Genomic DNA, 26180 nt, shown 5'->3' with positions numbered 1-26180 from the left:
TAAAAGATTCTAAATTTAAATAAAAAGGAGAAAACGATGCAAAATTTATCCCAAGAAGTAAAATTTGATATAGATTTGATAAAAAAATATGATAAACCGGCTCCAAGATATACAAGCTATCCACCGGCTACAGAATTTAGCTATGAAATCGGATATGAAGATTTTAAAGAAAAATTGATAAAATCAAATGAAAGAAAAACTCCTTTATCTTTATATTTTCATATACCTTTTTGTGAGAGTGCCTGTCATTTTTGCGGTTGCAATGTAATAATAACAAGAAGAAAAGAAGTAGTAGAGCCTTATCTGGAACATCTATTTCAAGAAATGAAAAATACAAAACAATGGATAGATGAAGATAGAAAAGTTGTCCAGCTTCATTGGGGTGGTGGAACACCAAACTATCTTTCTGATGAGCAAACAATTTCATTATTTAATGAAATAAAAAAATATTTTGAATTTGATAAAAATGCAGAAATATCAATAGAAATAGACCCAAGACATGTTGATAAAGATAGAATATTCTTATTAAAAGAGCTTGGTTTTAACAGGATAAGTTTTGGTATTCAGGATTTTAATCCAAAAGTGCAGGAAGCAATAAATAGAATTCAACCGGAAGAGATGATTTTTAATGTGATGAAATGGATAAGAGAAGCCGGATTTGAAAGTGTAAATGTAGATTTGATTTACGGGCTTCCATATCAAACCCTTGAAACATTTCAAGATACTATACAAAAAACGATAAAACTAAATCCGGATAGAATAGCAGTATTTAATTTTGCTTATGTGCCGTGGCTTAAAAGATTACAAAGAATGATAGATGAAAAAACACTTCCCCCACCGCAAGAAAAGTTAAGAATATTACAAATGACTATAAATCAATTAACAAGCAATGGTTATTTATTCATAGGAATGGATCATTTTGCAAAACCAAATGATGAACTTGCCATAGCCCAAAGAGAAAGAACATTACACAGAAATTTTCAAGGATATACAACAAAAGCAGATGCAGAACTGATAGGTTTTGGTGCTACTTCTATATCTATGCTTTATGATGGATATTTCCAAAACCATAAAAGATTGAAAGAGTATTATGAGATGATAGAAGAAGGAAAACCACCAATAGAAAGGGGAGTTTTATTAAATGAAGATGATTTTATAAGAAGAGATGTTATTATGAGATTGATGTGCCATTTTAGATTGGTAAAATCAGAGATAGAAGAAAAATATAATATTAAATTTGATGAATATTTTTCTTATGAAATTGAAAAATTAAAGGAACAACAAGAAGATGGATTATTAAATCTTTATCCGGATAGAATAGATATAACACCTGCCGGAAGATTATTAATAAGAAATATAGCGGTTGTATTTGATATATACACAAGAAATAAAAAAGAGCAAAGATTTTCCAAGGCAATTTAATGGAGCTTAAATTTTTAGCTTCTTATTTTCTTGTTTTATTGGCAATATTTTATTCTTATAAAGAAAAGCTTGGTATTGAAAAATTAATAATAATAAACTCAATCAGAGCATTTATTCAGCTTTTAATTCTTGGATATTCTTTGCATTTTATATTTAAATTACAAAATCCTGTTTTTTTATTTTTGATACTTTTAGTTATGTGTTTATTTGCAACATACACTGCACAAAGAAGAATAAATCTTGAATATAAAGGATATGAGATAGCATTTTTAACAATTACACTTTCATCTTTTTTAGTATTATTTTTACTAATAGGATTAAATATTATAGATATAAAGCCAAATCAGGTTATACCAATTGGTGGAATGATAATAGGAAATGCTTTAAATACTTATACTCTTTTCATAGATAGATTAAAATCTGAGATAAAGAATAATATAGATATTATTGAAGGATTTATAGCCCTTGGAGCTACTTTAAAACAGGCTTTATATTTTGTATCTAAGCAATCTATAAAATCTTCTTTAATTCCTATTGTAAATAATCTTCAAACTGTCGGAATAATATGGATACCGGGAGTAGCAGTAGGAATGCTTCTTGCCGGAGAAAAACCATTTAAAGTAATGGGTTATCAATTAACTGTGATGTATATGATGCTTGCAGTTGCTTTATTCACAGCAATTTTTGGATATTTATTTTCTTATAAATATATACTTAGATATACAGAAAGATGATTTACACATTTTTGTATAGTTTATTATTAATTTTTTCATTACCATTTATATACATTTATTTTAAAAGGAAAGGTTATGATTTTGGATTAAAAGAAAGATTTACCTTATATAAAGATTATATGGATAGCTCTATATGGTTTCATTGTGCAAGTGTAGGCGAGCTAAAAGCTGCATATCCGGTTATAAAATATTTTTCACAAAAAGAAAATGTGATTATAACAATTTTTTCTCCAAGGGCAAAGGATTTTGCTTCATCTGTTTTTCAAAACGAAAAAGTAAGATTTTTACCTTTTGATTTGCCTATATTTATAAATAGATTTATTAAAATGTATAATCCCAAAATCTTAATCATAACTGAAAAGGAAGTATGGATTAATCTTGTAAAGATTTCATCTAAAAAATTTCCAGTAGTATCTATAAATAGTAAAATATCCAAAAACTTGCCGGTATTAAATAATTTTTCCCTTTTTTTAACAAATTCTGAAGAAAATGCAGAAAAGATAAAAAGATATATAAAAGATAAAGAAAAGGTTGTTGTTTGTGGAGATTTAAAATTTCTTGGAGAAAATAGAAAAGATATTAAATTTGATAAAAATGGTAAAAAAATAATAATTGGAGCATCTACCCATAATCCGGAAGAAAAAATATTGATTGATACATTCTTAGAACTTAAAAAAGATATAGAAAATATAGCTCTAATTATTGCTCCAAGACATTTAGAAAGATTAAATGAGATAGAAAATCTTTTAAAAGAAAAAAATATAGATTATTCACTACGGACAAAAACAGATAAAATGGAAAAAGATGTTATGATTTTAGACACAATAGGTGAGTTATCTGGATTTTATCAATATGCTGATGTTGTATTTGTAGGCGGAACATTTGCAAATATTGGCGGACATAATATTTTAGAACCTATTCTTGAAAATAAACCGGTTATTATCGGAAATTATTATTATAAAGTGGAAGATTTATATAATCAGTTAAAAGATTATGGAATAATTAGTTCTGTAAAAAATAAAGAAGAATTAAAAGAAAAAATTATAGAATATTTAAATAATAATCAATCTTCTGAGCTTTTATCTTTTAAAGATTTGCAACAAAAAATATTTAAATGTTATATTAATAATATACAAAATCTGATAAAAGGAGATTAGATGGATTATATTGCAGAAGCTCAAAAATATCTTTTTCAAAATTATACAAGATTTCCAATTTCTTTTGAAAAAGGAGAAGGTGTATATCTTTATGATGAAAATGGAAAAAGATATTTAGATTTATTATCCGGAATAGCAGTAAATATTCTTGGATATAATCATCCAAAATTAACACAGGCAATATGCGAACAATCAAAAAAAATAATCCATATATCTAATCTATTTCATATAAAACCACAGATAGAAGTTGCAAAAATACTTGTCCAAAATTCTTGTGGTGATAAAGTATTTTTTTGCAATAGTGGTGCAGAAAGCAATGAAGCAGCCATAAAACTTGCAAGAAGATATTTTTATGATAAAAAAGAAAAAAGATATGAAATAATAACTTTTGAAGGTAGTTTTCACGGAAGAACATTAGCCACAGTTACTGCAACAGCTCAACCTAAATATCATGAAGGATTTGAACCCCTTCCGGAAGGTTTTAAATATGCAAAATTTAATGATATTGACTCTGTCAAAGAGCTAATATTAGAAAAAACTGCCGGTATAATGATAGAGTTAATTCAAGGAGAAGGTGGAGTAAATCCGGCAGATAAAAATTTTATAAAAGAACTTTACAATTTGACAAGAGAAAAAGGATTATTATTTATTGTTGATGAAGTTCAAACCGGAATAGGAAGAACCGGAAAATTATTTGCATACCAGCATTATGATATAGAGCCGGATATTATAACCCTTGCAAAAGGACTTGGAGGAGGTGTCCCTATCGGTGCAGTTATTGCAAAAGAAGATATTGCAAAATCTTTCATCCCGGGAACCCATGCATCTACATTTGGAGGTAATTATTTAGCTACAACTGCTGCAAAAGTTGTTTTAGAAGAAGTTTTAAAGGATAATTTCTTAAATGAAGTTTTAGAAAAAGGAGAGTTTTTTAAAGAAAAATTAAAAGAGATTGGTTTATCTGCAAAAGGTATAGGACTTATGATAGGAGTAGATATGCCTGAAAATATAGATAGCAAAGAGATAGTAAAAAAAGCATTACAAAATGGGTTAATAATAGGCACAGCAGGAAAAAATACATTAAGATTTGTCCCTCCGCTCATTATAACAAAAGAAGAAATAGAAGAAGCAATAAAAATTTTAAAGAATTGTTTATAATTTTACGAAAAAGTATTATAATAAATTTAAGATAAAAAATAAGGAGGTTTTTCAAAAATGGAAAATCAGACTGTCTTATTTGACAACGGAGTTCATAAAAATATCTTACTTGAAGATTTTGGACATGGAGAAATGGTTCAGGCTAATGTTCATTTTATAGTAGATAGTGGAGAAGGTATGATTTTAGACCCAGGTGGACATAAAGTTTTCAAACATCTTCTACAAGAAATAGGGGTGCTTATAGGTATAGATAATCTTAAATATATACTTTTTTCTCATCAAGATCCTGATATTGTTGCAGCTGCTAATGGATGGTTGATGACAACAAAAGCTACTGCACTTGCTTCAAAATTATGGATAAGATTTATACCTCATTTTGGTGTTGACAGATTAGTTGTAGATAGGATTAAACCGATAGATGATTCCGGAACAATTGTTAGATTAGGACAATCTGATTTATATATTATTCCTGCCCATTGGCTCCATTCACCGGGAAATTTTCAGGTCTATGATCCTGTATCTAAAATTTTGTATTCCGGAGATTTAGGGGCTTCCCTCGGTCAAGATTATATATTTGTGGAAAATTTTGAAGAACATATAAAATATATGGAAGGATTTCACAAAAGATATATAGCAAGCTCAAGGGCTTTGAAGAATTGGGCTAAAATGGTAAGACTGCTTGATATAGAAATGATAGCACCACAGCACGGAGCAATATTTAAAGGTAAAGATATGGTTAATAAATTTATAAATTGGGTTGAAAATCTTCAAACAGGTGTTGATATTATGGATGATGTTTATAAAATTCCAACAACAAGATTTGAAGGATAATGATATAATATAATAATTTGAGGGGTATGTATTATGAATAAAAAATCCATTTTAGACCAGATATTTTTTATAGTTCTCGGAGGTTCTTTCATTGGTGCTGTACTCGTTGGTGTTCTTGTTTTTTTCTTAACCAATGATTTATCAAAAGCTCTTATATCAATAGTAATATCTCAAATATTTTTCATTTTACCGGTATATATGATAAGAATTTTAATGGATAGATTGATAATATCAAAGATAAAAAAAGTTGTGAATGCTATGAATGAAGTTAGTATGGGTAATTTAGATACAGAAGTTAAAATTGAAGGGAATGATGAACTGTCAGAACTTGCTGAGTCATTTGAAAGAATGAGAATAAGTATGAAAACTATAATGGAGAAGTTAGAAAAAGGCGAGTTATAAAATGAATATATCAGATAAAATAAAAAACATTTTGACAGATGCTTATCTAAATCTAAAGATAGATTTTATAGCAGTTTATTATAAAGGAAAAATAATTGAATATAAAGGAAATATAGGTTCAGAACGATTTTTTGTTAATTTGGCAATATTTGTGGAAAGAGCATTAGATATAAATGAAGTAATACCGGGTTTTGAAGAAGAGTATCTTTTTGCAGAAAATAAAAATATAACAATCTTTTTATATTATACATCTAAGGATTTGGCTATTATATTTATAAATTTTTCAAAATCACATCTTCCAACATTTAAAATAGAAGCACAAAATATATCACAAAAGATATTACTACTAAAAGATGAGCTTGTCCAGTATGAAAAATTAGAGCAAAAACCTGCTACACAGCCGGAAACTCAAAAAGAACCTGAAATAGATGAAACTATAAAAAAAGAATTGGAAAAAGGATTAGTTGATAATCACTTTTTTACAGAGCAAACGGAAAGCTTAGAAGAAATACTTGAAAAAACATCTTCTTCTCAAATAGAGCCAACATTAGAGGATATCTTATCTACACAAACAGAAAATTCTTTTATTCAAGAAGAAGAAAAATTACCATCCCTTGAAGATATATTATCTGTTCAGGAAGAAGAAACTCTTGCAAAAGAATTAGATATATCAAAAGAAAAGTCAGAAGAAAAAATCCCATCCCTTGAAGAGATTTTGCAAGCAGAAGAAAAAAACCCTGACATTGAAGAAATATTAACAACAGAAAAGAAAGAAGAAATATATTTGGATGATAAAACCATAGAAGATATAAAAAAGGCATTTATAAAAGAGATAGGTCCAATAGGTAATTTTATTTTTAAAAAAGAATTATCAAGTTACAACAATAAATTAACAAAAAATCAGTTAACTAAATTTATAGATAAACTTGCCGAAGAAATATCTAACATAGAAAGAAGAAATAAATTCTTGGAAAATATTAAATATATATTGGAGGAATAAAATGGCAAATAAATTTCAAGAAACCTTGGAAATGTTAGTTAGAGAAGCCGGAGCTGAAGGATGTGTTTTAGTTAGTGTAGATGGATTACCTATTTCATCTGTCTTGCCACCATCTATTGATGAAGATAGGGTTTCTGCAATGGGGGCTGCTATTTTGTCTCTTGCAGAAAGAGTTAATACCGAGCTAAATAAAGGATTATTGGAACAGGTTTATATAAAAGGTTCAAAAGGATATGTTATATTTACCGGTGTTAAAGATTTAGCAGTTCTTGGAGTTTTAGCTCCTTCAAATGCAAAGCTTGGATTATTACTTATGGAAATACAAAGAGCTATAAAAAAATTAGAACAGGAATTGGGATAATAAAATGGCTATAGCTGGTGACCTTTCTGTTTTTAACTTTGTTGATATCTTTCAAATTATAAAAAAAGATAAAAAAGATGGAATTCTTGTTATAGAGAAAAAAGATGATGGGGTTTTTGCAATTTATTTTAAAGAAGGAGATATTCTTTATATAAGAGAAGTTAAAAAAGTATTTTATGTTTATTTAGATATAGATTTTGAAACAGTTCTAAAAAAGGATAATATAACAAGGGAGCAGATGTATCAGATTACAGTATCAAGATTACCTAACCTTCTTGCAATAAAAGAAGGAAGATTTTCTTTCACGACCGGATTTATCAAGTATCCACCGGATATAAAATCCCAAATTCCTACCGAGAAGTTAATAATGTATTTAAGTAGACAGTTATCTCCTGAAGAGGTTGATAGAAAAATTTCGGATTTAGGTCTTATTTTTGAAAAAAGTGAGAATTGGGAAGAAATAGCAAAAAAAGCATATCTTACAGATATAGAAAAAAGAATATTACATCTGATAGACGGAAAAAACAAAGTAGCCGATATAATAGAAAAATTAAAATTGCCTGAATTAGCAGTAAAAAGAGCTTTATATGGATTTTTAGCATCCGGAATTATAAAAAGATATAAACCGGAAAAAAGAAAAATAGGTTTTGATTTAACTAAGGTTTTATTAAAGAAGATTATGGATAAAATAAGAGGGTTATAAAAGATGGCAGAAAAAAAGATAAAAATAGTTGTATCTGGTCCTTTTGCTGCCGGAAAAACTCAATTTATAAATACTATAAGCGAAATTGAAACGGTAAAAACAGAGGCAAGAACCTCAAAATCAGATGAGAAAAATGTTAAAGATTATACTACTGTAGCGATGGATTTTGGAAGGATTAAAATAGATGATGAGCATACATTATATCTATTTGGAACACCGGGTCAATCGAGATTTGATTTTATGTGGGATATCCTTGGTAAAGGGATGGTTGGATTAGTCGTTTTGGTTGATAGCACTGACCCTGCTACATTTCATGAAGCAAGGAAGATTATAAACTATTTTGAATCCCGTTATCCTGCTCCTTTTGTGGTTGGATGTAATAAACAAGATTTAAAAGGAGCATGGAGTCCGGAAGATATAAGAACTGCCCTTGATCTTGATGAATCTGTAAAAGTTCTTCCACTTATAGCTACTGATAAAGAAAATGTTAAAACAGTTTTGCTGGAACTTTTAGAAGAAATATCAAAAAATCTTTAATTTTCTTCTCTTCTTCACTTCATCTTTATCCTATGATAAAATAAACAATAATTTATATGTAATTTAAGAGGTGTTTATGAAGTTAAAAGAATTTTTAGAAAAAAATCATCTTACATTAAATGATAATGCTAAGTTATTATTTGAAAAACTTAACTTAGATATTCAGATTTTATCAAAATTAGAAGAAAAATATGGAAAATCTGATAAAATGTCTAAATCTAAGCATAATACAGTTGACCCGGATGAGATGATTTCAAAATATGGAGCAGATACAGTGAGATTATATATACTTTTTGCTGCTCCACCGGAAAATAATTTTGATTGGATAGAAAGTGGGATAGAAGGAGCCCATAGATTTTTAAAAAGGGTATGGAATTTTATAACTGAAAATTTGGATTTGATAAAATCTGAAGAAAAAAAAGAATTAAATGAAGAAGATTTAGCAATAAGAAGAAAACTCCACCAAACGATAAAAAAAGTTAGGTCTGATATAGAAAAAAATCTCCAATTTAATACTGCAATAGCATCTATAATGGAACTTATGAATGCAATCTCGGATTATAAATCTAAAAATCCGGTAATTTTAAAAGAGGTCGCAGAAAATCTAATATTAATGTTATCTCCATTTACACCATTTATAGCCGATTATTTATGGAGATTAATAGGTAAAGAAGGATATACTATAAATTATCTATTCCCGATAGCAGATGAGGAAGCAATAAAAGAAACTGAAAAGGAAATACCGGTTCAGATAAATGGTAAAGTCAGAACAACTATTAAAGTTAAAGTTGATATGCCGGAAGAAGAAATAAAAAAGTTAGCATTGGAAAATGTGCAAAAATGGATAGAAGGAAAAGAAATTGTAAAAATAATATTTGCCGGTGGAAAAATTATAAATATTGTTGTTAAATAAGAGGTGATAATTTATGAAAGATATATTAAAAGAAAAAGCACCATATATTTTATCTGCATTGCTTGCAGATGGTGGAGAATTTGCAGAAATATTTTATGAAGATTTAAGAAGCACTACTTTAAATCTTGAAGATAATAAAATAGAGAAAGTATCTTTTGGTATAGATTTTGGTGTAGGTCTTAGATTAATTAAAAATTACAAAACTATCTATGGTTATACATCTGATTTATCTTTTGATAATCTTATGAAGATAGCAAAAACCCTTGCAAAAGCAGAAGGAGAAGGTAAAGTTTTAGTTGGGCAAAAATATGCAAAAAATAAAGTAGAGGTCTTAATAGACCCTGATGATTTTTCATTATCAAGAAAAAGAGATATACTTCTTAGGGCTAATGATATAGCAAGGGCATATAGTGATAAAATTGTGCAGGTTTCTGCTACTTTAAGAGATGTAAAAAGAGATATTATGATAATAAATTCTTTGGGAGAAACAGTTGAAGATTCCCAAACAAGAGTAGTATTTTTTGTTGAAGCAGTAGCATCTGACAAAAATAATCTTTATAGAGGATATGAATCTACCGGTGGAAGCATAGGATATGAGCTTTTTAATGAAGATTTTGTAAATCCAATAGATTATGTAGCAACAAAAGCTGCAGAAAGGGCTGTCCTTGGACTTGGTGCAAAACCTGCACCTGCCGGCTCAATGCCAGTTGTTATATCTTCAGAGGCAGGCGGAACTATGATTCATGAAGCAGTAGGACATGGATTAGAGGCTGATTTGGTATCGCAAGGTCTTTCTGTTTATGCAGGAAAAATCGGACAAAAAGTTGCTTCTGAGTTGGTTACCGTTATAGATGATGCAACTTTAAAAAATAAAAATGGCTCATTTAATTTTGATGATGAGGGAGTGCCGGCTCAAAGAAAAGTTTTAATAGAAAATGGAATACTAAAAGGTTATATGTATGATAGATTAAGAGCAATGAAGGAAGGAAAGCAGTCAACCGGAAATGGAAGAAGAGATAGTTATAAACAGATTCCTATTGTCAGAATGACAAACACATATATAGATGCAGGTAAAGATAATCCTCACGATATAATAGCAGATACAAAATATGGTGTGTATGTTGTAAAAATGGGCGGCGGACAGGTTAATACTGTTAATGGTGATTTTGTTTTTGAAGTGATGGAAGGTTATATGATAGAAAATGGAAAAATTACATATCCTATAAAAGGTGCTTCATTAATAGGAAATGGTCCAAAAGCATTGCAAGATATAGATGCAGTAGGATATGACCTTGGATGGGCTATTGGCACCTGTGGAAAAAGCGGACAGAGGGCTCCTGTTTCTGATGCCCAACCAACTTTAAGAATAAAAAGTATGACAATAGGTGGAACTGCTATTTAAAATGATATTTAAGGAGTAAATCTGTATGAAAAAAGTTATTATTCTTGGTAGTGGCCCAAATAGAATAGGTCAAGGAGTTGAGTTTGATTATGCCTGTGTCCATTGTGTATGGGCATTGATAGAAGAAGGATATCAGGCAATAATGGTAAATTGCAATCCTGAAACAGTTTCAACCGATTATGACACTTCTGATAAATTATTTTTTGAACCTATTGTTTTAGAAGATGTTCTTAACATAATAGAAAAAGAAAAACCTGATGGAGTTGTTGTCCAGTTTGGTGGTCAAACACCTCTTAAACTTGCAAAACCCCTTGAAAAATTCGGAGTTCCCATAATAGGAACTTCTCCGGAAAGTATAGATATAGCAGAAGATAGGGAAAGATTTAGAGATTTAATTATAAAACTTGGATTAAAACAGCCGGAAAGCGGTATAGCAAAATCAAAAGAAGAAGCCATCAAAATAGCTAATGAGATAGGTTATCCTGTATTGGTTAGACCTTCTTATGTCCTTGGTGGAAGGGCAATGAGACTTGTTTATGATGAAACTGAGCTTTTACAATATATAGAAGAAGCTGTATTTGTTTCTGAAGATAAACCGCTTCTTATTGATAGATTCTTGGCAGATAGTATAGAGCTTGATGTTGATTGTGTTTGTGATGGAGAAGATGCCCTTGTTGGAGCAGTTATGGAGCATATAGAAGAAGCCGGAATACATTCAGGAGATAGTGCAACTTGCATACCCCATTATTCACTTCCCGATGAGATAGTGCTGAAAGTGAAAGAACAAACAAAAAAGCTTGCAAAGGCATTAAATACCATAGGATTAATAAATGTGCAGTATGCAGTAAAAGATAACCAAATTTATGTTATTGAAGCAAATCCAAGGGCATCAAGAACAGTGCCTTTTGTAAGTAAAGCAATAGGATACCCACTTGCTAAAATTGCTTCAAAAGTTATGATAGGTAAAAAATTAAGGGAAATTGTACCTGAAGTTTTTAATATAGAGGAAAAACATCCGGCATCTGATTTCTTACCAAAAAGCTTTAAAAGATATGCTGTAAAAGAAGTTGTATTTCCATTTAATAGATTTCCGGAAGTTGACCCTATCTTAGGGCCTGAAATGAAAAGCACCGGAGAAGTAATGGGAATAGATGAAGATTTTGGTCTTGCATATTATAAGGCACAGGCAGGAACAGGAGCATTACTTCCTGATTCCGGTAATGTTTTTATATCAGTAGCAGATAAAGATAAACCACAGATAGTTGAAATAGCAAAAAAATTAATAAATCTTGGTTTTGTTATATATGCTACAAAAGGAACCCATATATTCTTGAAACAAAATGATATAGAATCTAACCTTGTAAATAAACTTTCAGAAGAAAGACCAAATATTGTAGATAGAATAAGAAATGGAGAAATTGTAATGATTATAAACACACCTTCCGGAAAAAGAGAAAGGTCAGATGCTTACTATATAAGAAGAGCCGCTGTATCAAATAAAGTCCCTTACTTTACTACAATAAGGGGAGCAAATGCTGCTGTTATAGCTATAGAGTCTTTTAAAGAAAAAGGCTTATCTGTAAAAGCATTGCAAGAAATGTAAAAAGAGGAAAAAATGGAGATTTTAGATTTATTTAAACTTATCGGTGGTATTTTATTAATACTTGCATCTGCCGAGTTTTTTACAAATGGAATAGAAGCCCTTGGACATAGACTTGGAACTTCTAAAAATTTTACCGGTAGTGTATTGGCTGCTGTTGGAACTGCATTGCCTGAAACAATTTTACCTATTATAGCTGTTGTATTTTTTGCCGGTAATAAAGGAGAAGATATAGGTGTAGGTGCAATTCTGGGAGCACCATTTATGCTTTCTACATTGGCATTTCCATTAGTTGGACTTACAATTTTGGTAGGATATTTTCTCAAAAAAAGAGATTTAGCTTTTCATGTAGAGCATGCAGGACTTAGAAGAGATTTAGTATTTTTCTTATTTGCATATTCTTTGGCTCTTTTTGTTGTTCCTTATGAATCCCATAATGTAAGGATAATTACTGCAGTATTCTTACTTATACTTTATGGAATATATGTTTATCTTACATTAAGAGGGGAAAGTGAGGATATGGAAGAAGCAGAGCATCTTTATTTTTCTCCAAAAAATCCACATCCTCATATCTCTATCATATGGCTTCAAGTTATAACTTCTCTTGTTGTGATGGTTATTGGAGCACATATATTTGTCCATGGAATAGAGCATATTAGTGTTGCTTTGGGGCTTAATCCATTATTATTTTCTCTTTTGGTAGCACCTATTGCAACTGAGCTTCCTGAAAAAATAAATAGTGTTCTTTGGGTATGGAGAGGAAAAGATACTCTTGCAGCAGGTAATATAGCCGGTGCAATGGTATTTCAAAGCACCATACCTGTTAGTTTTGGTATAGTATTTACAAGCTGGGATATAACCGGACATGCATTTACATCTGGAGTTTTTGCAATTATTTCTGCATTTATAGTCTTAATTTTTTCTTACATCAACAGAAAATTATTTGCAGTTGGCTTTTCAATGGGTATTTTATTTTTTATATATTATGTTTATTTAGTGATAACAAACAATAGTTGAGGAAGTTAGATGGATATAGATAAAAAAATAGAAGCTTTATCAGAAAAAATAGCAGTCCTTAGAGAAAAAATAAACAAAGGGGAAACAAAATATATAAAGGAGCTTGTTGAACTTAGAAAAGAGTTTAAAAAATTAACAAGAGAAAAAATGAGTAGGCTTACTGCTTGGGAAAGGGTTCAGCTTGCAAGACATCCTAAGCGACCTCATACAATAGATTATATAAACCATCTATTTACAGATTTTGTTGAACTTCACGGTGATAGAAGATATGCAGATGATAAAGCAATTATTGCAGGATTTGCTTCTTTTGAAGGACAGTCTGTTGTTGTTATAGGACATGAAAAAGGTAGGGATACAAAAGAAAAGATAGAAAGAAATTTTGGAATGCCTCATCCGGAAGGATATAGAAAAGCGATCAGGGTTATGAAGCTTGCTGAGAAATTTGGTTTACCGGTTATAACATTTATAGATACTCCGGGAGCATATCCGGGAATAGGGGCAGAAGAGAGAGGACAATCACAGGCAATAGCAGAGAGTCTTGCAGTTATGGGAGATTTAGAAACACCTATTATTGCTACTGTAATAGGAGAAGGTGGAAGCGGTGGAGCATTAGCTCTTGGTGTTGCAGATAGAATATTAATGCTTGAAAATGCAATATATTCTGTAATCTCACCGGAAGGATGTGCTTCTATATTATTTAAATCAGCAGAGCAAGCACCTGTTGCAGCAGAAAGTTTAAAGATAACAGCAAAAGATTTATTAGAACTTGGAGTAATAGACCAGATAGTAAAAGAGCCTTTGGGTGGTGCCCATCTTCAGCCGGAAAAGATGTATAGAATATTAAGAAGAGCTTTAAGGGACAATCTAAAAATCGTTATGAATATTCCAAAAAATGAACTTGTAGAAAGAAGACAGGCAAAATTTTATTCTATGGGTAAATTTACTACCAAATGAAAATAGTAGTATGGCAAACAGCATTCTTAGGTGATTTAATACTTACTACACCTCTGATTGCTTCATTAAAAAATATATATAAAGAAAGCAAAATATATCTTATCTCAAAACCTTTTGGAAAGGATGTATTTAAAAATAATCCATATCTTGATAAGCTTATAATTTTTGATAAAAATAAACAATCTACCCTAAATCTTATCAAAACTCTTTATAAAGAAAAATTTGATATAGCTATATCTCCCCACCGCTCCCATAGGGCTTCTTATTCTTTATTTTTGGCAAGAATACCGAAAAGAATAGGTTTTGATAAAGCCGGATTTTCATTTTTATATACAGATAAAGCTATACATAGGTTTGATGGAACCCATGAGATAATAAGAAATCTATCATTATTAAAATTTCTTCCTGAGTATGATGAAAAAAAAATAATAGATATACCACAGATATTTTTAGATGAAGAAGAGGAAAAATATTTTACGAAATTTAAATTGGTAGAAAAAGATTATATTGTGATAGCCCCTGGTTCAAAATGGGCAACAAAAAGATGGACTGCAAAAGGTTTTGCAGAAGTTATAGATATATTATCTTATGAAGGTCAAAATATAGTTTTAATTGGCTCAAAAGAAGATGAAGAATTTACAGAAGAAATACTGAAAAAAGTAAAAAGAAATGTTATTAATTTGGTAGGTAAAACAACATTAAGAGAAACTTTCTCAATTATTAAAAATGCAAAACTTCTTATTTCTAATGATTCTGCACCGGTTCATATGGCAGTAGCTTTCAATACACCGGTAATAGATATATATGGGCCTACAATAACGGATTTTGGATTTTATCCTTATAGAAATGGTGTAGTTGTGGAAATAAAAGACCTTCCTTGCAGACCCTGTGGTTTACATGGTTCTGATAAATGCCCTATATCTACCCATGAATGTATGGAAAAAATAACCCCTTCTATGGTTATTGAAAAAATCAGCTCACATTTTCAAAATATTTTTTAATCTCATTCATTATAAGCTCTTTATTTTTTCCGTATCTTCTTGAAAAATGAAACACTATCAAATTTTTTACATTTGCTTCTTTTGCTATTTCTGCTGTCTGTTTTGTTGTTAGATGATACACTTTCTCTGCCTGTTCTTTATCCCTTTCTAAAAATACTGCTTCACAATATAGATAATCTGAATCTTTAACAAGCTGGATAATCTTTTCTTTATTTTTTTCATGATAAATCACATCTGTGATATAAGATATTTTTATTCCTTTTTGGATGTAGCTAAACTCTTCTCTAAGCTCCTGCCAGCTATAATTTTTATCACCTATTTTAAAATATTTGTCTTTATTATTTTCATCTTGCAAAAATTTTTTAAAATCTCCTACTTCTTTTCCCTTTAATGGTAGATTCTGTATCTTTTCTTTTTTTAGCAATAATCTATCTTTATACTCAAAACTATATCCGAGAATATCTATTTTATGGTCTAAAACTGCATACTTTACAGCATAATACTCATTTTCATAAATTATATTATCTTTTACCGGCTCTATTTTTATAAGCTCTTTTTGGAATTTTTTCTTTATATCAAATTGATAACTTTCATAAATATTTTGATTTAGCTGTTTTACTTTAAAAATTATCTGTGGTTCTAAATCTACAAGGTTCCATGTGTATCCTTGAAGTTTTGAGTATACATTATAAGAAAGTGGATTTATTCCAAAAATCTCAACTGTTTGGGGTTTTCCAAGTTTTAATCTTAACATATAATCAAAACCGATAAAATGGTCCATATGGGTATGGGTGATAAATATTTTGCTTAATTTTTTTATAATTTCCTTGTCTATGTTATAAATATTTCCTATATCAAAAAGGATATATTCGCCAAGGGTAGGTATCTCTATTAATATACCCGGGTCTTCAAATTTATCATTAATGAGTCTATGTTTTACCTTAGATGACATATTTTTTAAATCCTTCTTTCCAAAGCTGTTTTAGCTTTCTTATATCTTCTTCTATTTGTATATCATTAATTTTTAGTTTGAATTTTTTATCATCTGTAATTTTTCCGATTATTCTAAATCCTATCTCATTTTTTTTGGCTTCTTCTTCAAGTTTTGAAATATCTTTTTCTGATATAGAGATTACTATAATACTGCGAAGCTCATCAAATAGCTCAAAATCTTCTCTGTAAGGAGTATTAATTGTTATATCAATACCTAAATCTTTTTCAAATGCAGGCTCTAAGAGAGCTGTAATTAATCCACCATCTGACACATCATGGGCAGATTTTATATATTCTCTATTGCTTAAGATAAATGATAATAATTTTTTCTCTACGGTTAGGTTTGTTTCTCCAATATCACCGGCTACTTTTCCGTGAATTTCTTTTAAAAACTCACTTCCTGCTATATTTGGTTTTTTATCAATTTCTCCTACGATTGCAATATAATTTCCTTCTGATTGATAAAATGAGGGGATAGCATATTCAGGTTTGTCTAATACTCCTACTGCTACTACGACAGGTGTTGGATAGATATTTATTCTTTTATCTTCTAAAACTGTTTCATTATATAAAGATACATTTCCACCTATTACCGGTGTGTTTAGTTCTTCACAGGCTTTTGCCATGCCTTTTGTTGCTTGTTCAAGTTGCCATAATATCTCAGGATTTTCCGGATTTCCCCAGTTTATACAATCCGTAATTGCAAGAGGTTTTGCTCCGGATACATATAAATTTCTTATACTTTCTGTTACTACTCTTTTTCCACCTTCATAAGGGTCTAAATAAACCCATTTTCCATTTCCATCGGAAGATATTGCAATCGCTTTTTCAGAGTAAAGCTCCGGTCTTGCAGGCCATTTTAATCTAATTATTGCAGCATCGCTACCGGGTTTAACTACCGTATTTGTTCCAACTTCGTGGTCATACTGGCTATAAACCCAGCTTTTATCTGCTATATTTAAAGAAGATATTATTTTTGTTATAGCTTCTTTTAAATCTACTTTCGGTAGTTCATCTTGGTTAAAAGATTTTACTTTTTTTAGATAAGATGGCTCTTTTCTCGGTCTATCATATACCGGTGCATCATCTACTATCGCAGATATAGGTAAATCAACAACTATCTGGTCTTTGTAATATACTTTTAATCTATTTCCTTCGGTTGTTTCTCCTATCACTGCTGCTTCTAAGCCGTGTTTTTTGGCTATTTTTATAACTTCTTCTACATTTTCTTCATCTACTGCATAAAGCATTCTTTCTTGTGATTCTGAAAGTAATATCTCATAAGGAGTCATACCTTCTTCTCTGAGGGGAACATTTTCAAGATAAACATTTACACCCATTTTGGATTTTGCACCAAATTCTGATGTTGAGCCTGCAAGTCCTGCTGCTCCAAAATCCTGACATCCGGCTATTAGATTTTTTTCCATAACCTCAAGGGTTGCTTCTATTAATCTTTTTCCGAAAAATGGGTCTCCTATCTGAACATTTGGTCTTTTTGATTCTGTTTCAGCAGAGAATTCAGCAGATGCCATTGTAGCTCCATGAATTCCATCTCTTCCGGTAGAAGAGCCAACCATAACAAGTTTTTGACCTATTTTTGTTGCCCTTGCCCTATATATCTTATCCTTTTTTAATATTCCAAGACAAAAAGCATTAACAAGAGGGTTTCCTGCATATACTTCATCAAATACCGTTTCTCCTGCTACAGTAGGCACTCCTATACAATTACCGTAAAAGCCTATTCCTTCAACAACCCTTTTTAATATAGGTTTTGTATCTTTTATTCCTTTTCTTTTTCCATCATTTCTCAAATCTCCAAATCTTAAACTATCTGCCAATGCTATCGGTCTTGCTCCCATAGATAATATATCTCTTATTATTCCACCAACACCGGTAGCAGCACCATGAAATGGCTCTATATAAGAAGGATGATTATGGCTTTCTACTTTAAATACTACTGCTACATTTTCATCTATTTCGACTACTCCTGCATTTTCTCCCGGCCCCTGTAATACCCATGGAGCTTTTGTAGGAAAAACTTTTAAAAATGGTTTGGAAGATTTATAAGAGCAATGCTCGCTCCATAAAGCTCCAAAAACTCCAAGTTCTACTTCATTAGGCTCTCTACCTATTAATTCTATAATTCTTTTATACTCCTGAATATTTAATCCGTGGGCAGATAACAATTTTTCTTCCATTTTACCATTTACTCCTATCAAAAATTGTAAGATAATATTATATTATGAAAAGATTAACTTTTGGAAAAACAAATATAGTTTGGACAGAAAAAAAAGATGGAAATTTTAAAATCAAAGAAAACCGGATAAATCTTGCAAAAAAGTTTGGATTTGATGATATAGTAGTTCCAAATCAAAAACATACAAATATTATTACCACTTTGGAAAATATTCCGGTAGAAAGCGATGGAATATTTACAGATAAAAAATATAAACCGATAGGAGTTTTAACAGCAGATTGTATGCCGATTGTAATTTTCTCAAGCAATGAGATTGCTGTTATCCATGCCGGCTGGAAAGGATTATTTAATGGAATAATAGAAAATAGTTTAAATTTATTTAAAGAAAAAAAGTTAAAAGCTTTTATCGGAGCAAGTATAAGAAGTTGCTGTTACGAAGTTAGTCAAGATTTTATAAATAGCTTGAATATATCTAAAAAATTTTTTACAATATCTAACAGCAAGATATATTTATCTTTACAGGATATAGCAAAGGAAAAATTAAAAAATGTAGAAATTATTGATACTGAAGAATGCACAAAATGTAGCTGTAATTATTTTTCATACAGAAATAAAGATATAGAAGAAAGAATTTTAACATTTGCATGGATAGGAGATTAATATGGGATTTAAAGATATTTTAGATAAATTAAAAGGTAAAAGAAAAGTTATTATTAAAGAAGGCGAATGGATAAAATGCGAAAAATGTAAAACATTACTATTTAGTGAAGATTTAATAAAAAATCAAAAGATATGTCCCCATTGTGGATATGCATTTAGAATGAATGCAAAAGAAAGGGTAGATTTATTACTTGATGAGATTTACTCTTATGATTTATTCCCAAAAATTAAACCGGTAGATGTTTTAAATTTCAAAGATACAAAAAAATATAAAGATAGATTAAAAGAGGCAAAAGAAAAAACCGGTTTGGAAGATGCAATTATAATAGCAAATGGAAAGATGATAGATAAAGAAGTTGTTATTGCTTCTATGGATTTTAATTTTATGGGCGGAAGTATGGGAAGTGCTGTTGGAGCAAAATTTGTAAGAGGTGTTGAGTTTGCTATACAAAAGAAAATACCTTTTATCTCTGTGGCAGCATCCGGTGGAGCAAGAATGCAGGAAAGTATACTTTCATTAATGCAGATGGCAAAAACAGCAATATCCATAGATAGATTAAATAAAGCTAAACTTCCATATATCTCTGTCTTGACAGACCCTACAATGGGAGGAGTTTCTGCAAGTTTTGCTTTTCTCGGAGATGTAATAATAGCAGAGCCGGAAAGTTTAATAGGTTTTGCAGGGCCAAGGGTAATAGAACAGACAATAAAACAACAACTTCCGGAAGGATTTCAAAAATCAGAATTTTTACTTGAAAAAGGACAGATAGATATGGTTGTTGATAGAAAAAATTTGAAAAAAACAATTTATACAATATTAAAACATACCCACAGGCAGTAAATATGAAATTTCCGGTTATAGCTATAGTAGGAGCACACAATAGCGGAAAAACAACTTTCTTGGAGAAAGTGGTAAATATTCTTACAGAAGAAGGGTATAATATAGCAGTTATTAAACATGACCCAAAAGGAAAAGCAAAAACAGATACAGAAGGTAAAGATAGCTACAAAATTTATCAGGCAGGAGCAAAACAGGTAATTATAGCCTCACCGGAAAGATTGTCTATATTTGTGAGAGTTAAAGATTATAATTTAGAAGATATATATAATTATATAGATAAAGATGTAGATATGGTTCTAATAGAAGGCTTTAAAGCATACCCAAATATAGATAAATATGAGGTAATAAGAAAAGAAGAAAATAGAGATTTATTGGTTAAAGATATAACAGGTGTTATAACAGATTATTATGATTACCCATTAAAATTTGATATAAACAATCCGAAAGAATTTATTGATTATATTAAAGATAAATATTTAAAGAGGTGAAAAAATGGCTTTATTACACATCATATTTGCCGGAAGAGTTCAGGGTGTAGGATTTAGAAGATTTGTAAAAAATAAAGCCGATGAATTTGGAGTAAAAGGATTTGTTAGGAATCTTGCAGATGGGACTGTGGAAGTGATGGCAGAAGGAGATGAAGAAGTATTAAAAGCATTTATGGAAGCAATAGAAGAAGGGCCACCACTTGCATCTGTAAATGGTTTAAGATATGAATTTCTTGATAAAGAAGGAGGATATAATGAATTTAAAATTGAGTATTAAAAGAGGACTAATTGCAGTTTTATCATTAACAACTTTATCTTTTGCCGAAACTTACGAAGTTAAAAAAGGAGATACTATAGAGAAAATATCAAAAAAATTTGGCGTTTCACAGGAAGAGATATTAAAAGCTAATAATATAAAAGACCCAAGGAAATTAAGAGCCGGAGATAAAATAGAAATACCTACAAAAAAATCTCAAAAAGAAGAGGAAAAATCCAAAAAAAATAAAAAAGAAAGTTCTACGGAAAATAAATCTGAAGTAGATTTGTCTAAATGTGAAATTTATGAGATAAAAAGAGGTGGAAGACTTGAAAATGTAGCAAAAAGAACCGGTGTTCCTGTTGAAAAACTTGAAAAACTAAATAATTTAGATAGAAATAGCTGGTTAAAAGCCGGTACAAAAGTATGTATAGCAAGAAAATCAGAAAGAGAAGAGAAAGAATCAAGAGAAAATTTAAATATAATCTCTTCCTGTGATGTTATTTATAATCCCAAAAACGATACATCTTTAAAAGAGATTGCAAGAAGATTTAAAGTTTCTGTTTCTCAGCTTAAAAAATTAAATAATCTAAAATCAGATAAAGTCAAAGCAGGACAGATTATCTGTATTGAGTCGGAAGAATTATCAAAAAAATTAGAGAAAAAACCGGAAAAAGATTATGTAATTTATAAAGTAAAAAGAGGGGATACTTTACAAAAAATTGCAGACAAATTTAATGTTTCACCACAAGATATTTTAGAAGAAAATAATCTAAAAAGCGAAAAAAGTTTAAAAGCAGGGGAAAGAATAAAAATACCAATAGAAGTAAGCAAAAAAACTGCTGAAGAAAAACCGGAGAAAAATAATCTTCCTGAAAAAGTGGAAAAAATTCCACAAGCTGAAAAATTACCACCTCAAACAAAACCTAAGGAAGAAGAAATATCTCTACCTACAGAAAACCTATTCATATGGCCAGTAAAAGGTGATATAATTGCTAAATTTGAAAATAGTGAGCAAATTAGACATCTGGGACTTGATATAAAAACAGAATGTAAAAAAGATGTTGTGGCGACCTATGATGGAAAAGTTATATATACAGGAGATAATGTTAAAGGTTTTGGGAATATAGTAGTAATAAGACATGAAAATGGTTTTACTACTGTTTATGGATATTTAGATGATATAGATGTGAAAATAGGACAAAGGGTTAAAAAAGGTGATGTAATAGGTAAAACTGGTAAAATTAAAGATTCAGATATGTGTGGTTTATATTTTGAAGTTAGAAAAGGTATAACACCGATAGACCCACTGGCAGTTTTACCCAAATGATGTATAATACTTAATTTAAAAACTGAGAAGGAGTGAAAGAATGCCTGAAGAATTTCCGCGGATTAAAAGATTACCTCATTATGTTTTTGCAACTATTAATGAACTAAAAGCTAAAATGAGAAAAGAAGGAGAAGATATTATAGATTTTGGTATGGGAAATCCGGATTTGGCTCCGGCTCAACATATTATAGATAAATTATGTGAAGCTGCAAAGAAAAAAACTTCTCATAGATACTCAATGTCACAGGGTATTCCAAGACTTAGAAAAGCAATAGCAGAATTTTATAAAAAAAGATATGATGTAGATATAGACCCAGAAACAGAAGCCATAATGACAATAGGCTCAAAAGAAGCTATAGACCATCTTATGCTTGCTATGCTTGAACCGGGAGATATTGCATTAGTTCCAAGCCCAAGATATCCTATTCATTATTATGCACCGGTTATTGCCGGAGCAAGTGTTTTAACGGTTCCACTTCCTCTTGAAGGAACAGATGACGAAAAACAAGAACAATTTTTAAAAAATATTTATGAATCTTATGAAGATAGTTATCCGGAGCCAAAAGTCCTTATACTAAACTTTCCAAATAACCCTACAACAATGACAGTGACTATTGATTTCTTTAAAGAAGTTATAAAATTTGCAAAGAAAAAAGGAATGTGGATAGTCCACGACCTTGCTTATGGAGATTTATGTTTTGATGGATATAAAGCTCCAAGTATTCTTCAAGTAGAAGGAGCAAAAGATATAGCAGCAGAAACATACTCCATGACCAAAGGCTTTTCTATGGCCGGTTGGAGAGTTGGATTTTTAGTAGGAAATGAAACTCTTGTTTATAACTTAAAAAGATTAAAAAGTTATTTTGATTATGGGACATTTACACCTATACAAGTGGCAAGTATAGTAGCATTAGAAGGAGATTACTCTGTTGTAGAAAAAGCAAGAGATATTTATAGTAAAAGATTAGATGTTCTTGTGCAAGGATTAAATAGAATAGGTTGGAAAGTAGAAAAACCAAAAGCTACCATGTTTTTATGGGCAAAAATACCGGAAAAATTTGCTCACCTTGGCTCAATTGAATTCAGTAAAATGCTTATAACCGAGGCAAAAGTTGCAGTTGCTCCGGGAGTTGGTTTTGGAGAACATGGTGAAGGATATGTAAGATTTGCAGTTGTAGAAAATGAAAAAAGAATAAGACAGGCTATCTCAAATATGAAAAAATTATTTAAACAATGAAAGCTTCTGTTTTAAAACTTGAAAATATAAAAAAAAGATATAAAGAAAAAGTAGCCGTAGATGATATCTCACTTTATATAAAACAGGGAGAGATAGTAGGCTTACTTGGGCCAAATGGTGCAGGTAAGACTACTACCTTTAAAATAATACTTGGGTTTATAAAACCTGATAATGGTAAAGTTTTGATAGATGAAGAAGAGATAACTTATTTACCGGTTTATAAAAGAGCTTTAAAAGGATTATCTTTTTTGCCTCAAGAACCTTCTATATTTAGGGATTTAACTGTTTTAGAAAATCTAACTATATTTCTTGAATTTCAAGATTTAACAGAATCCCAAATTTATGAAAAAGCAGAAGAACTACTTAAAGAGTTTGATATATATCATCTTAAAAATCAAAAAGCAGGAACATTATCCGGTGGAGAAAGAAGAAGATTAGAAATAGCCAGAACATTAATAACAAATCCTTCATTTTTACTTTTGGATGAACCTTTTGCCGGTGTAGACCCAATTTCTGTAAAAGAGATAAATAATCTTATAAAAGCCGTTGTAGAAAGAGATATAGGTGTAATAATAACAGACCATAATGTAAGGGAAACATTAAAAACAACCGACAGGGCATATATCATAGCCCATGGAAAAGTAATAGCAGAGGGAACTCCTACAAAAATAGTAGAAGACCCTGATGTGAAAAAAATATTTCTCGGAGAAGATTTTAAACTTAGTTAAAATCTCTCTTCTTCTTCTCTTCTATATTCAAAAACAATCTCAACAATTAAAAGAACAATTGATATAACATTTGCAACGGCAGCACCTATAGCAAGAGCTTTTGCAAGAGGTAGATGTGTTCCTGTGAAATATAATAAAGTTGCAGGTATAAGATGTAAATCAGCAACTAATGAAGCTGAAAGCATTTCTGCAGTCAATATCTTTTTAGCTCCAAATTTTAAAACAGTAGCAATTAGATTTACTGTAATAGCAATAACAAGTTGATAAGGGTCTTCACTGAATATAAATCCTATATTACTTGTTAAAGCAAGAACAATGAAAAAATCAGACCAAACTTTTCCCCATTTTATCATTTTATCCTACCTCTTGATGTTGATTTTCTTCTTCAAATTCTTCAAAGAACTGCTGGGCTCTTTTTAATGCCTTAGGATGTCCTAAAACAAGTAAAGAATCGCCTATTTTAATTTCTGTATCACCAGAAGGAGCTATTTTCATTTTTCCATCTTCCCTGATAATTGCAACAATTGTGGCTCCTGTCTCCTGTCTCATTTTTATATCTTTTAAGGTTTTTCCTATAAGTTTTGAATTTTCTGATATTTTTATCTCCATTATATCAATATCAGTTCTCTCTCCATAAGCTATCTGTTCTAAAAATCTTGATATTGTAGGAGATGGTGGATGAAGGACTAAGGAAGTGATTCTTCTTCCTATTGTTGCATTAGGAACGATTACCTCATTTGCTCCCAAAAGTTTCATTTTTTCACCGGCACCTTCGTTTGTAGCAGTTGAAATTATATAAAACTCATCTTTATCAGGTCTTATCAGTCTTGCAGTAACGATTACTGCCAAATCTTGAGTATTTTCCTCAAATGCTGTTATTAAACCTTTTGCCTTTTCTATTCCAACACCAAGCAACACACTTCTTTTGTGAGGTTCATCAAAAACAAAATACTCAACACCAAAATCAATTATCTCTTTTTCCTTTGAGTTGTTTGGTTCTATAAGGACTACTTTAAAGCCCCTTTTTTTGAGATTTTTTATAACTTCTTTTGTTATCTCATTAAATCCGCAAATAATATAATGTCCTGTTAATTTTTCCATAGCTTTATACATCCTCCAATATTTATAAATAGTAGGTAGATTGCTTTGCAAAAATACATTAATCGCCATCGCAAGTCCAAAATAGTAAGCAAGAGGGAAAAAGATTATCAAATATAGAACAGAAAAGAGTCTATTTATCTCAATATTTTCCGTATAGCCTTCTGTATATCCTACTGTGGATATAGATATAACAGTATGAAATAAAAAATTTAATACATGTGTTCCATCTGTTTGATTGTTGATTATCATCATCGCCAAAACACCAAATCCGGTGGCGAAAATGATAATCATAGCCGGATATCTAAGTCTTAATAGAATGTTATAAAACTTTTCCTCATAAACTGCCCTATAATTTTTGGGTTTTACATCTCCGTAATGGGGAATTTTTTTCTTTTTTTTCTTTTTTTTATAACCGTCCCATCTATCCATATCCATAATTTCGTGTATCTATCCATTTGATTAGTCTTTTGAGTTTTATTGCCGAGATTTCTACTAAACTGCTATATGCTACAAGTATAGTTAATGGTAATACTGATATTAGACCGGTAAAACTGGCAAGCCCCTGACGAGACGGATTTCTGGCAGGAGTATCCTTTGAGTTATACTCTCCGGATTTTGACTTGCCAGCTCTTATTCTATTTATTATCTTTATTGCTCTTTTCCCTATATTTACACTTGCATTATAATCTCTATCATATTTTCCACATTCACATTTAATTGTTAATCTGTCTGCTTTTGCTTTTTTATTGCATTTATGACAATATTGAGATGTATATGATGGCTGTATTTCTAATATTCTTATACCTTTTAACTTTGCTTTGTATTGGAGTTTATCTTTTATCTTGCTGTAAAACCATTCTGTAAATCTTTTTATTGCTTTACTGCTTTGCCAATCCGGTATCTTTTTAAATGATAGTTTCTCTATTGCTATTATCTTTATGTTGTAGATTTTTGCATATTCTATTATCCAGTTTGTGAATATGTTTAGTATCTCTTTTCTTATTTGTTTTATCTTTCTTTGTTTTCTTTTTTGTTCTTTGTATAGATGTTTTAATCTGTTTTGTAGTTTTTCTTTATGGTTTTTGCTTGTGGTTGTGTGTATATCATCTGCTATATGGTCTATTTTCTTTTCTATTTTGTCTATCTCTTTTTGTATT

28 protein-coding genes are annotated in these 26180 nt (G+C 30.3%); 23 read left to right on the top strand and 5 right to left on the bottom strand.

Annotated elements, in window-relative coordinates; genetic code table 11:
* The first annotated feature begins 36 nt into the window (after window positions 1-36).
* From hemN to waaF, 16 genes are all read left to right on the top strand, one after another.
* Window positions 37-1422 (top strand): oxygen-independent coproporphyrinogen III oxidase, encoded by a 1386-nt coding sequence (hemN, locus tag QOR43_RS05220; protein ID WP_265133794.1) that lies wholly within the window; start codon window positions 37-39, stop codon window positions 1420-1422.
* Window positions 1422-2156 carry an ABC transporter permease gene (locus QOR43_RS05215; protein ID WP_265133795.1) on the top strand — a complete coding sequence of 245 codons (735 nt, stop codon included), beginning with the start codon at window positions 1422-1424 and terminating at the stop codon, window positions 2154-2156. Before hemN ends, QOR43_RS05215 begins: the two co-directional genes overlap by 1 nt.
* A complete protein-coding gene (locus QOR43_RS05210; protein WP_265133796.1) occupies window positions 2153-3313 on the top strand; it encodes a 3-deoxy-D-manno-octulosonic acid transferase in 1161 nt (386 codons plus the stop codon). The genes QOR43_RS05215 and QOR43_RS05210 overlap by 4 nt, the downstream gene beginning before the upstream one ends.
* Complete coding sequence (locus QOR43_RS05205) at window positions 3314-4471, top strand: aspartate aminotransferase family protein (protein WP_265133797.1); 1158 nt, start codon at window positions 3314-3316, stop codon at window positions 4469-4471.
* 57 nt (window positions 4472-4528) lie between these two features.
* A complete protein-coding gene (locus QOR43_RS05200; RefSeq protein WP_265133798.1) occupies window positions 4529-5302 on the top strand; it encodes an oxygen-binding di-iron domain-containing protein in 774 nt (257 codons plus the stop codon).
* A 33-nt stretch (window positions 5303-5335) separates the two neighbouring features.
* On the top strand, window positions 5336-5704 hold the full coding sequence (locus QOR43_RS05195) for a HAMP domain-containing protein (RefSeq protein WP_265133799.1): 369 nt from the start codon (window positions 5336-5338) through the stop codon (window positions 5702-5704).
* 1 nt (window position 5705) lies between these two features.
* Complete coding sequence (locus QOR43_RS05190; RefSeq protein ID WP_265133800.1) at window positions 5706-6704, top strand: DUF8082 domain-containing protein; 999 nt, start codon at window positions 5706-5708, stop codon at window positions 6702-6704.
* Between the two features lies 1 nt (window position 6705).
* Complete coding sequence (locus tag QOR43_RS05185) at window positions 6706-7065, top strand: roadblock/LC7 domain-containing protein (RefSeq protein ID WP_265133801.1); 360 nt, start codon at window positions 6706-6708, stop codon at window positions 7063-7065.
* 4 nt (window positions 7066-7069) lie between these two features.
* The gene (locus QOR43_RS05180) at window positions 7070-7768 is read left to right on the top strand and encodes a DUF4388 domain-containing protein (protein ID WP_265133802.1); all 699 of its coding nucleotides are present in this window, start codon (window positions 7070-7072) and stop codon (window positions 7766-7768) included.
* A gap of 3 nt (window positions 7769-7771) precedes the next feature.
* Window positions 7772-8305 (top strand): GTP-binding protein, encoded by a 534-nt coding sequence (locus tag QOR43_RS05175; protein ID WP_265133803.1) that lies wholly within the window; start codon window positions 7772-7774, stop codon window positions 8303-8305.
* 76 nt (window positions 8306-8381) lie between these two features.
* The gene (locus tag QOR43_RS05170) at window positions 8382-9218 is read left to right on the top strand and encodes a class I tRNA ligase family protein (RefSeq protein WP_265133804.1); all 837 of its coding nucleotides are present in this window, start codon (window positions 8382-8384) and stop codon (window positions 9216-9218) included.
* Window positions 9219-9231: 13 nt separating this feature from the next.
* Window positions 9232-10620 (top strand): TldD/PmbA family protein, encoded by a 1389-nt coding sequence (locus QOR43_RS05165; RefSeq protein WP_265133805.1) that lies wholly within the window; start codon window positions 9232-9234, stop codon window positions 10618-10620.
* Between the two features lie 25 nt (window positions 10621-10645).
* Window positions 10646-12223, top strand: a complete 1578-nt coding sequence (gene carB, locus QOR43_RS05160; RefSeq protein WP_265133806.1) for a carbamoyl-phosphate synthase large subunit — start codon at window positions 10646-10648, stop codon at window positions 12221-12223.
* Window positions 12224-12235: 12 nt separating this feature from the next.
* A complete protein-coding gene (locus QOR43_RS05155) occupies window positions 12236-13237 on the top strand; it encodes a sodium:calcium antiporter (protein WP_265133807.1) in 1002 nt (333 codons plus the stop codon).
* A gap of 9 nt (window positions 13238-13246) precedes the next feature.
* On the top strand, window positions 13247-14191 hold the full coding sequence (locus QOR43_RS05150) for an acetyl-CoA carboxylase carboxyltransferase subunit alpha (protein WP_265133808.1): 945 nt from the start codon (window positions 13247-13249) through the stop codon (window positions 14189-14191).
* Window positions 14188-15192: a lipopolysaccharide heptosyltransferase II gene (gene waaF / locus QOR43_RS05145; protein WP_265133809.1), complete on the top strand. Its 1005-nt coding sequence runs from the start codon at window positions 14188-14190 to the stop codon at window positions 15190-15192. Before QOR43_RS05150 ends, waaF begins: the two co-directional genes overlap by 4 nt.
* Here waaF and QOR43_RS05140 read toward each other — a convergent pair.
* Together QOR43_RS05140 and purL are read right to left on the bottom strand one after the other, a co-directional pair.
* Window positions 15164-16144, bottom strand: a complete 981-nt coding sequence (locus QOR43_RS05140) for an MBL fold metallo-hydrolase (RefSeq protein WP_265133810.1) — start codon at window positions 16142-16144, stop codon at window positions 15164-15166. The genes waaF and QOR43_RS05140 overlap by 29 nt on opposite strands.
* Entirely contained in the window at window positions 16134-18383 is a 2250-nt protein-coding gene (purL, locus tag QOR43_RS05135) for a phosphoribosylformylglycinamidine synthase subunit PurL (RefSeq protein WP_265133811.1), read from the bottom strand. Before purL ends, QOR43_RS05140 begins: the two co-directional genes overlap by 11 nt.
* A gap of 44 nt (window positions 18384-18427) precedes the next feature.
* Between purL and QOR43_RS05130 the strand changes: the two genes are divergently transcribed.
* Genes QOR43_RS05130 through lptB form a run of 7 tightly spaced genes read left to right on the top strand, consistent with a single transcriptional unit; the run spans window position 18428 to window position 23922 of the window.
* The gene (locus tag QOR43_RS05130) at window positions 18428-19042 is read left to right on the top strand and encodes a purine nucleoside phosphorylase YfiH/LACC1 family protein (protein ID WP_265133812.1); all 615 of its coding nucleotides are present in this window, start codon (window positions 18428-18430) and stop codon (window positions 19040-19042) included.
* 1 nt (window position 19043) lies between these two features.
* On the top strand, window positions 19044-19883 hold the full coding sequence (gene accD / locus QOR43_RS05125; protein ID WP_265133813.1) for an acetyl-CoA carboxylase, carboxyltransferase subunit beta: 840 nt from the start codon (window positions 19044-19046) through the stop codon (window positions 19881-19883).
* 2 nt (window positions 19884-19885) lie between these two features.
* Entirely contained in the window at window positions 19886-20371 is a 486-nt protein-coding gene (gene mobB / locus QOR43_RS05120) for a molybdopterin-guanine dinucleotide biosynthesis protein B (protein ID WP_265133814.1), read from the top strand.
* Window positions 20372-20375: 4 nt separating this feature from the next.
* Window positions 20376-20648, top strand: a complete 273-nt coding sequence (locus QOR43_RS05115) for an acylphosphatase (protein WP_265133815.1) — start codon at window positions 20376-20378, stop codon at window positions 20646-20648.
* Window positions 20626-21957: a LysM peptidoglycan-binding domain-containing protein gene (locus QOR43_RS05110; RefSeq protein ID WP_265133816.1), complete on the top strand. Its 1332-nt coding sequence runs from the start codon at window positions 20626-20628 to the stop codon at window positions 21955-21957. Before QOR43_RS05115 ends, QOR43_RS05110 begins: the two co-directional genes overlap by 23 nt.
* 40 nt (window positions 21958-21997) lie before the next feature.
* Entirely contained in the window at window positions 21998-23194 is a 1197-nt protein-coding gene (locus tag QOR43_RS05105) for an aminotransferase class I/II-fold pyridoxal phosphate-dependent enzyme (RefSeq protein WP_265133817.1), read from the top strand.
* Window positions 23191-23922 carry an LPS export ABC transporter ATP-binding protein gene (gene lptB / locus QOR43_RS05100; protein ID WP_265133818.1) on the top strand — a complete coding sequence of 244 codons (732 nt, stop codon included), beginning with the start codon at window positions 23191-23193 and terminating at the stop codon, window positions 23920-23922. The genes QOR43_RS05105 and lptB overlap by 4 nt, the downstream gene beginning before the upstream one ends.
* Here the strand turns inward: lptB and QOR43_RS05095 are convergent.
* The 3 genes from QOR43_RS05095 to QOR43_RS05085 form a co-directional block, all read right to left on the bottom strand.
* On the bottom strand, window positions 23919-24275 hold the full coding sequence (locus QOR43_RS05095; protein ID WP_265133819.1) for a DUF6394 family protein: 357 nt from the start codon (window positions 24273-24275) through the stop codon (window positions 23919-23921). The two genes, lptB and QOR43_RS05095, sit on opposite strands and share 4 nt — an antisense overlap.
* 1 nt (window position 24276) lies before the next feature.
* Window positions 24277-25458: a potassium channel family protein gene (locus QOR43_RS05090; protein WP_283571442.1), complete on the bottom strand. Its 1182-nt coding sequence runs from the start codon at window positions 25456-25458 to the stop codon at window positions 24277-24279.
* On the bottom strand, window positions 25445-26180 hold a 736-nt coding region (locus tag QOR43_RS05085; RefSeq protein WP_283571441.1), incomplete at its 5' end, for a zinc ribbon domain-containing protein. The genes QOR43_RS05090 and QOR43_RS05085, both read right to left, overlap by 14 nt.

This window comes from Venenivibrio stagnispumantis (assembly GCF_900182795.1).
Classification (GTDB): Bacteria; Aquificota; Aquificia; order Aquificales; family Hydrogenothermaceae; genus Venenivibrio; species Venenivibrio stagnispumantis.
The sequence above is the reverse complement of the archived record's forward strand: the minus strand, read 5'-3'. Positions and strand labels throughout refer to the sequence as shown.

Bases quoted from the DNA above. Each gene is read 5' to 3' on its own strand.
- QOR43_RS05105 (WP_265133817.1), top strand. From the start codon at position 21,998: ATGCCTGAAGAATTTCCGCGGATTAAAAGATTACCTCATTATGTTTTT.
- QOR43_RS05165 (WP_265133805.1), top strand. From the start codon at position 9,232: ATGAAAGATATATTAAAAGAAAAAGCACCATATATTTTATCTGCATTG.
- QOR43_RS05180 (WP_265133802.1), top strand. From the start codon at position 7,070: ATGGCTATAGCTGGTGACCTTTCTGTTTTTAACTTTGTTGATATCTTT.
- QOR43_RS05195 (WP_265133799.1), top strand. From the start codon at position 5,336: ATGAATAAAAAATCCATTTTAGACCAGATATTTTTTATAGTTCTCGGA.
- QOR43_RS05150 (WP_265133808.1), top strand. From the start codon at position 13,247: ATGGATATAGATAAAAAAATAGAAGCTTTATCAGAAAAAATAGCAGTC.
- QOR43_RS05200 (WP_265133798.1), top strand. From the start codon at position 4,529: ATGGAAAATCAGACTGTCTTATTTGACAACGGAGTTCATAAAAATATC.
- waaF (WP_265133809.1), top strand. From the start codon at position 14,188: ATGAAAATAGTAGTATGGCAAACAGCATTCTTAGGTGATTTAATACTT.
- QOR43_RS05175 (WP_265133803.1), top strand. From the start codon at position 7,772: ATGGCAGAAAAAAAGATAAAAATAGTTGTATCTGGTCCTTTTGCTGCC.
- QOR43_RS05115 (WP_265133815.1), top strand. From the start codon at position 20,376: ATGGCTTTATTACACATCATATTTGCCGGAAGAGTTCAGGGTGTAGGA.
- QOR43_RS05130 (WP_265133812.1), top strand. From the start codon at position 18,428: ATGAAAAGATTAACTTTTGGAAAAACAAATATAGTTTGGACAGAAAAA.
- QOR43_RS05110 (WP_265133816.1), top strand. From the start codon at position 20,626: ATGAATTTAAAATTGAGTATTAAAAGAGGACTAATTGCAGTTTTATCA.
- QOR43_RS05170 (WP_265133804.1), top strand. From the start codon at position 8,382: ATGAAGTTAAAAGAATTTTTAGAAAAAAATCATCTTACATTAAATGAT.
- hemN (WP_265133794.1), top strand. From the start codon at position 37: ATGCAAAATTTATCCCAAGAAGTAAAATTTGATATAGATTTGATAAAA.
- QOR43_RS05140 (WP_265133810.1), bottom strand. From the start codon at position 16,144: ATGTCATCTAAGGTAAAACATAGACTCATTAATGATAAATTTGAAGAC.
- QOR43_RS05205 (WP_265133797.1), top strand. From the start codon at position 3,314: ATGGATTATATTGCAGAAGCTCAAAAATATCTTTTTCAAAATTATACA.
- QOR43_RS05095 (WP_265133819.1), bottom strand. From the start codon at position 24,275: ATGATAAAATGGGGAAAAGTTTGGTCTGATTTTTTCATTGTTCTTGCT.
- QOR43_RS05185 (WP_265133801.1), top strand. From the start codon at position 6,706: ATGGCAAATAAATTTCAAGAAACCTTGGAAATGTTAGTTAGAGAAGCC.
- carB (WP_265133806.1), top strand. From the start codon at position 10,646: ATGAAAAAAGTTATTATTCTTGGTAGTGGCCCAAATAGAATAGGTCAA.
- QOR43_RS05210 (WP_265133796.1), top strand. From the start codon at position 2,153: ATGATTTACACATTTTTGTATAGTTTATTATTAATTTTTTCATTACCA.
- mobB (WP_265133814.1), top strand. From the start codon at position 19,886: ATGAAATTTCCGGTTATAGCTATAGTAGGAGCACACAATAGCGGAAAA.
- accD (WP_265133813.1), top strand. From the start codon at position 19,044: ATGGGATTTAAAGATATTTTAGATAAATTAAAAGGTAAAAGAAAAGTT.
- QOR43_RS05190 (WP_265133800.1), top strand. From the start codon at position 5,706: ATGAATATATCAGATAAAATAAAAAACATTTTGACAGATGCTTATCTA.
- QOR43_RS05090 (WP_283571442.1), bottom strand. From the start codon at position 25,458: ATGGATATGGATAGATGGGACGGTTATAAAAAAAAGAAAAAAAAGAAA.
- QOR43_RS05155 (WP_265133807.1), top strand. From the start codon at position 12,236: ATGGAGATTTTAGATTTATTTAAACTTATCGGTGGTATTTTATTAATA.
- purL (WP_265133811.1), bottom strand. From the start codon at position 18,383: ATGGAAGAAAAATTGTTATCTGCCCACGGATTAAATATTCAGGAGTAT.
- lptB (WP_265133818.1), top strand. From the start codon at position 23,191: ATGAAAGCTTCTGTTTTAAAACTTGAAAATATAAAAAAAAGATATAAA.
- QOR43_RS05215 (WP_265133795.1), top strand. From the start codon at position 1,422: ATGGAGCTTAAATTTTTAGCTTCTTATTTTCTTGTTTTATTGGCAATA.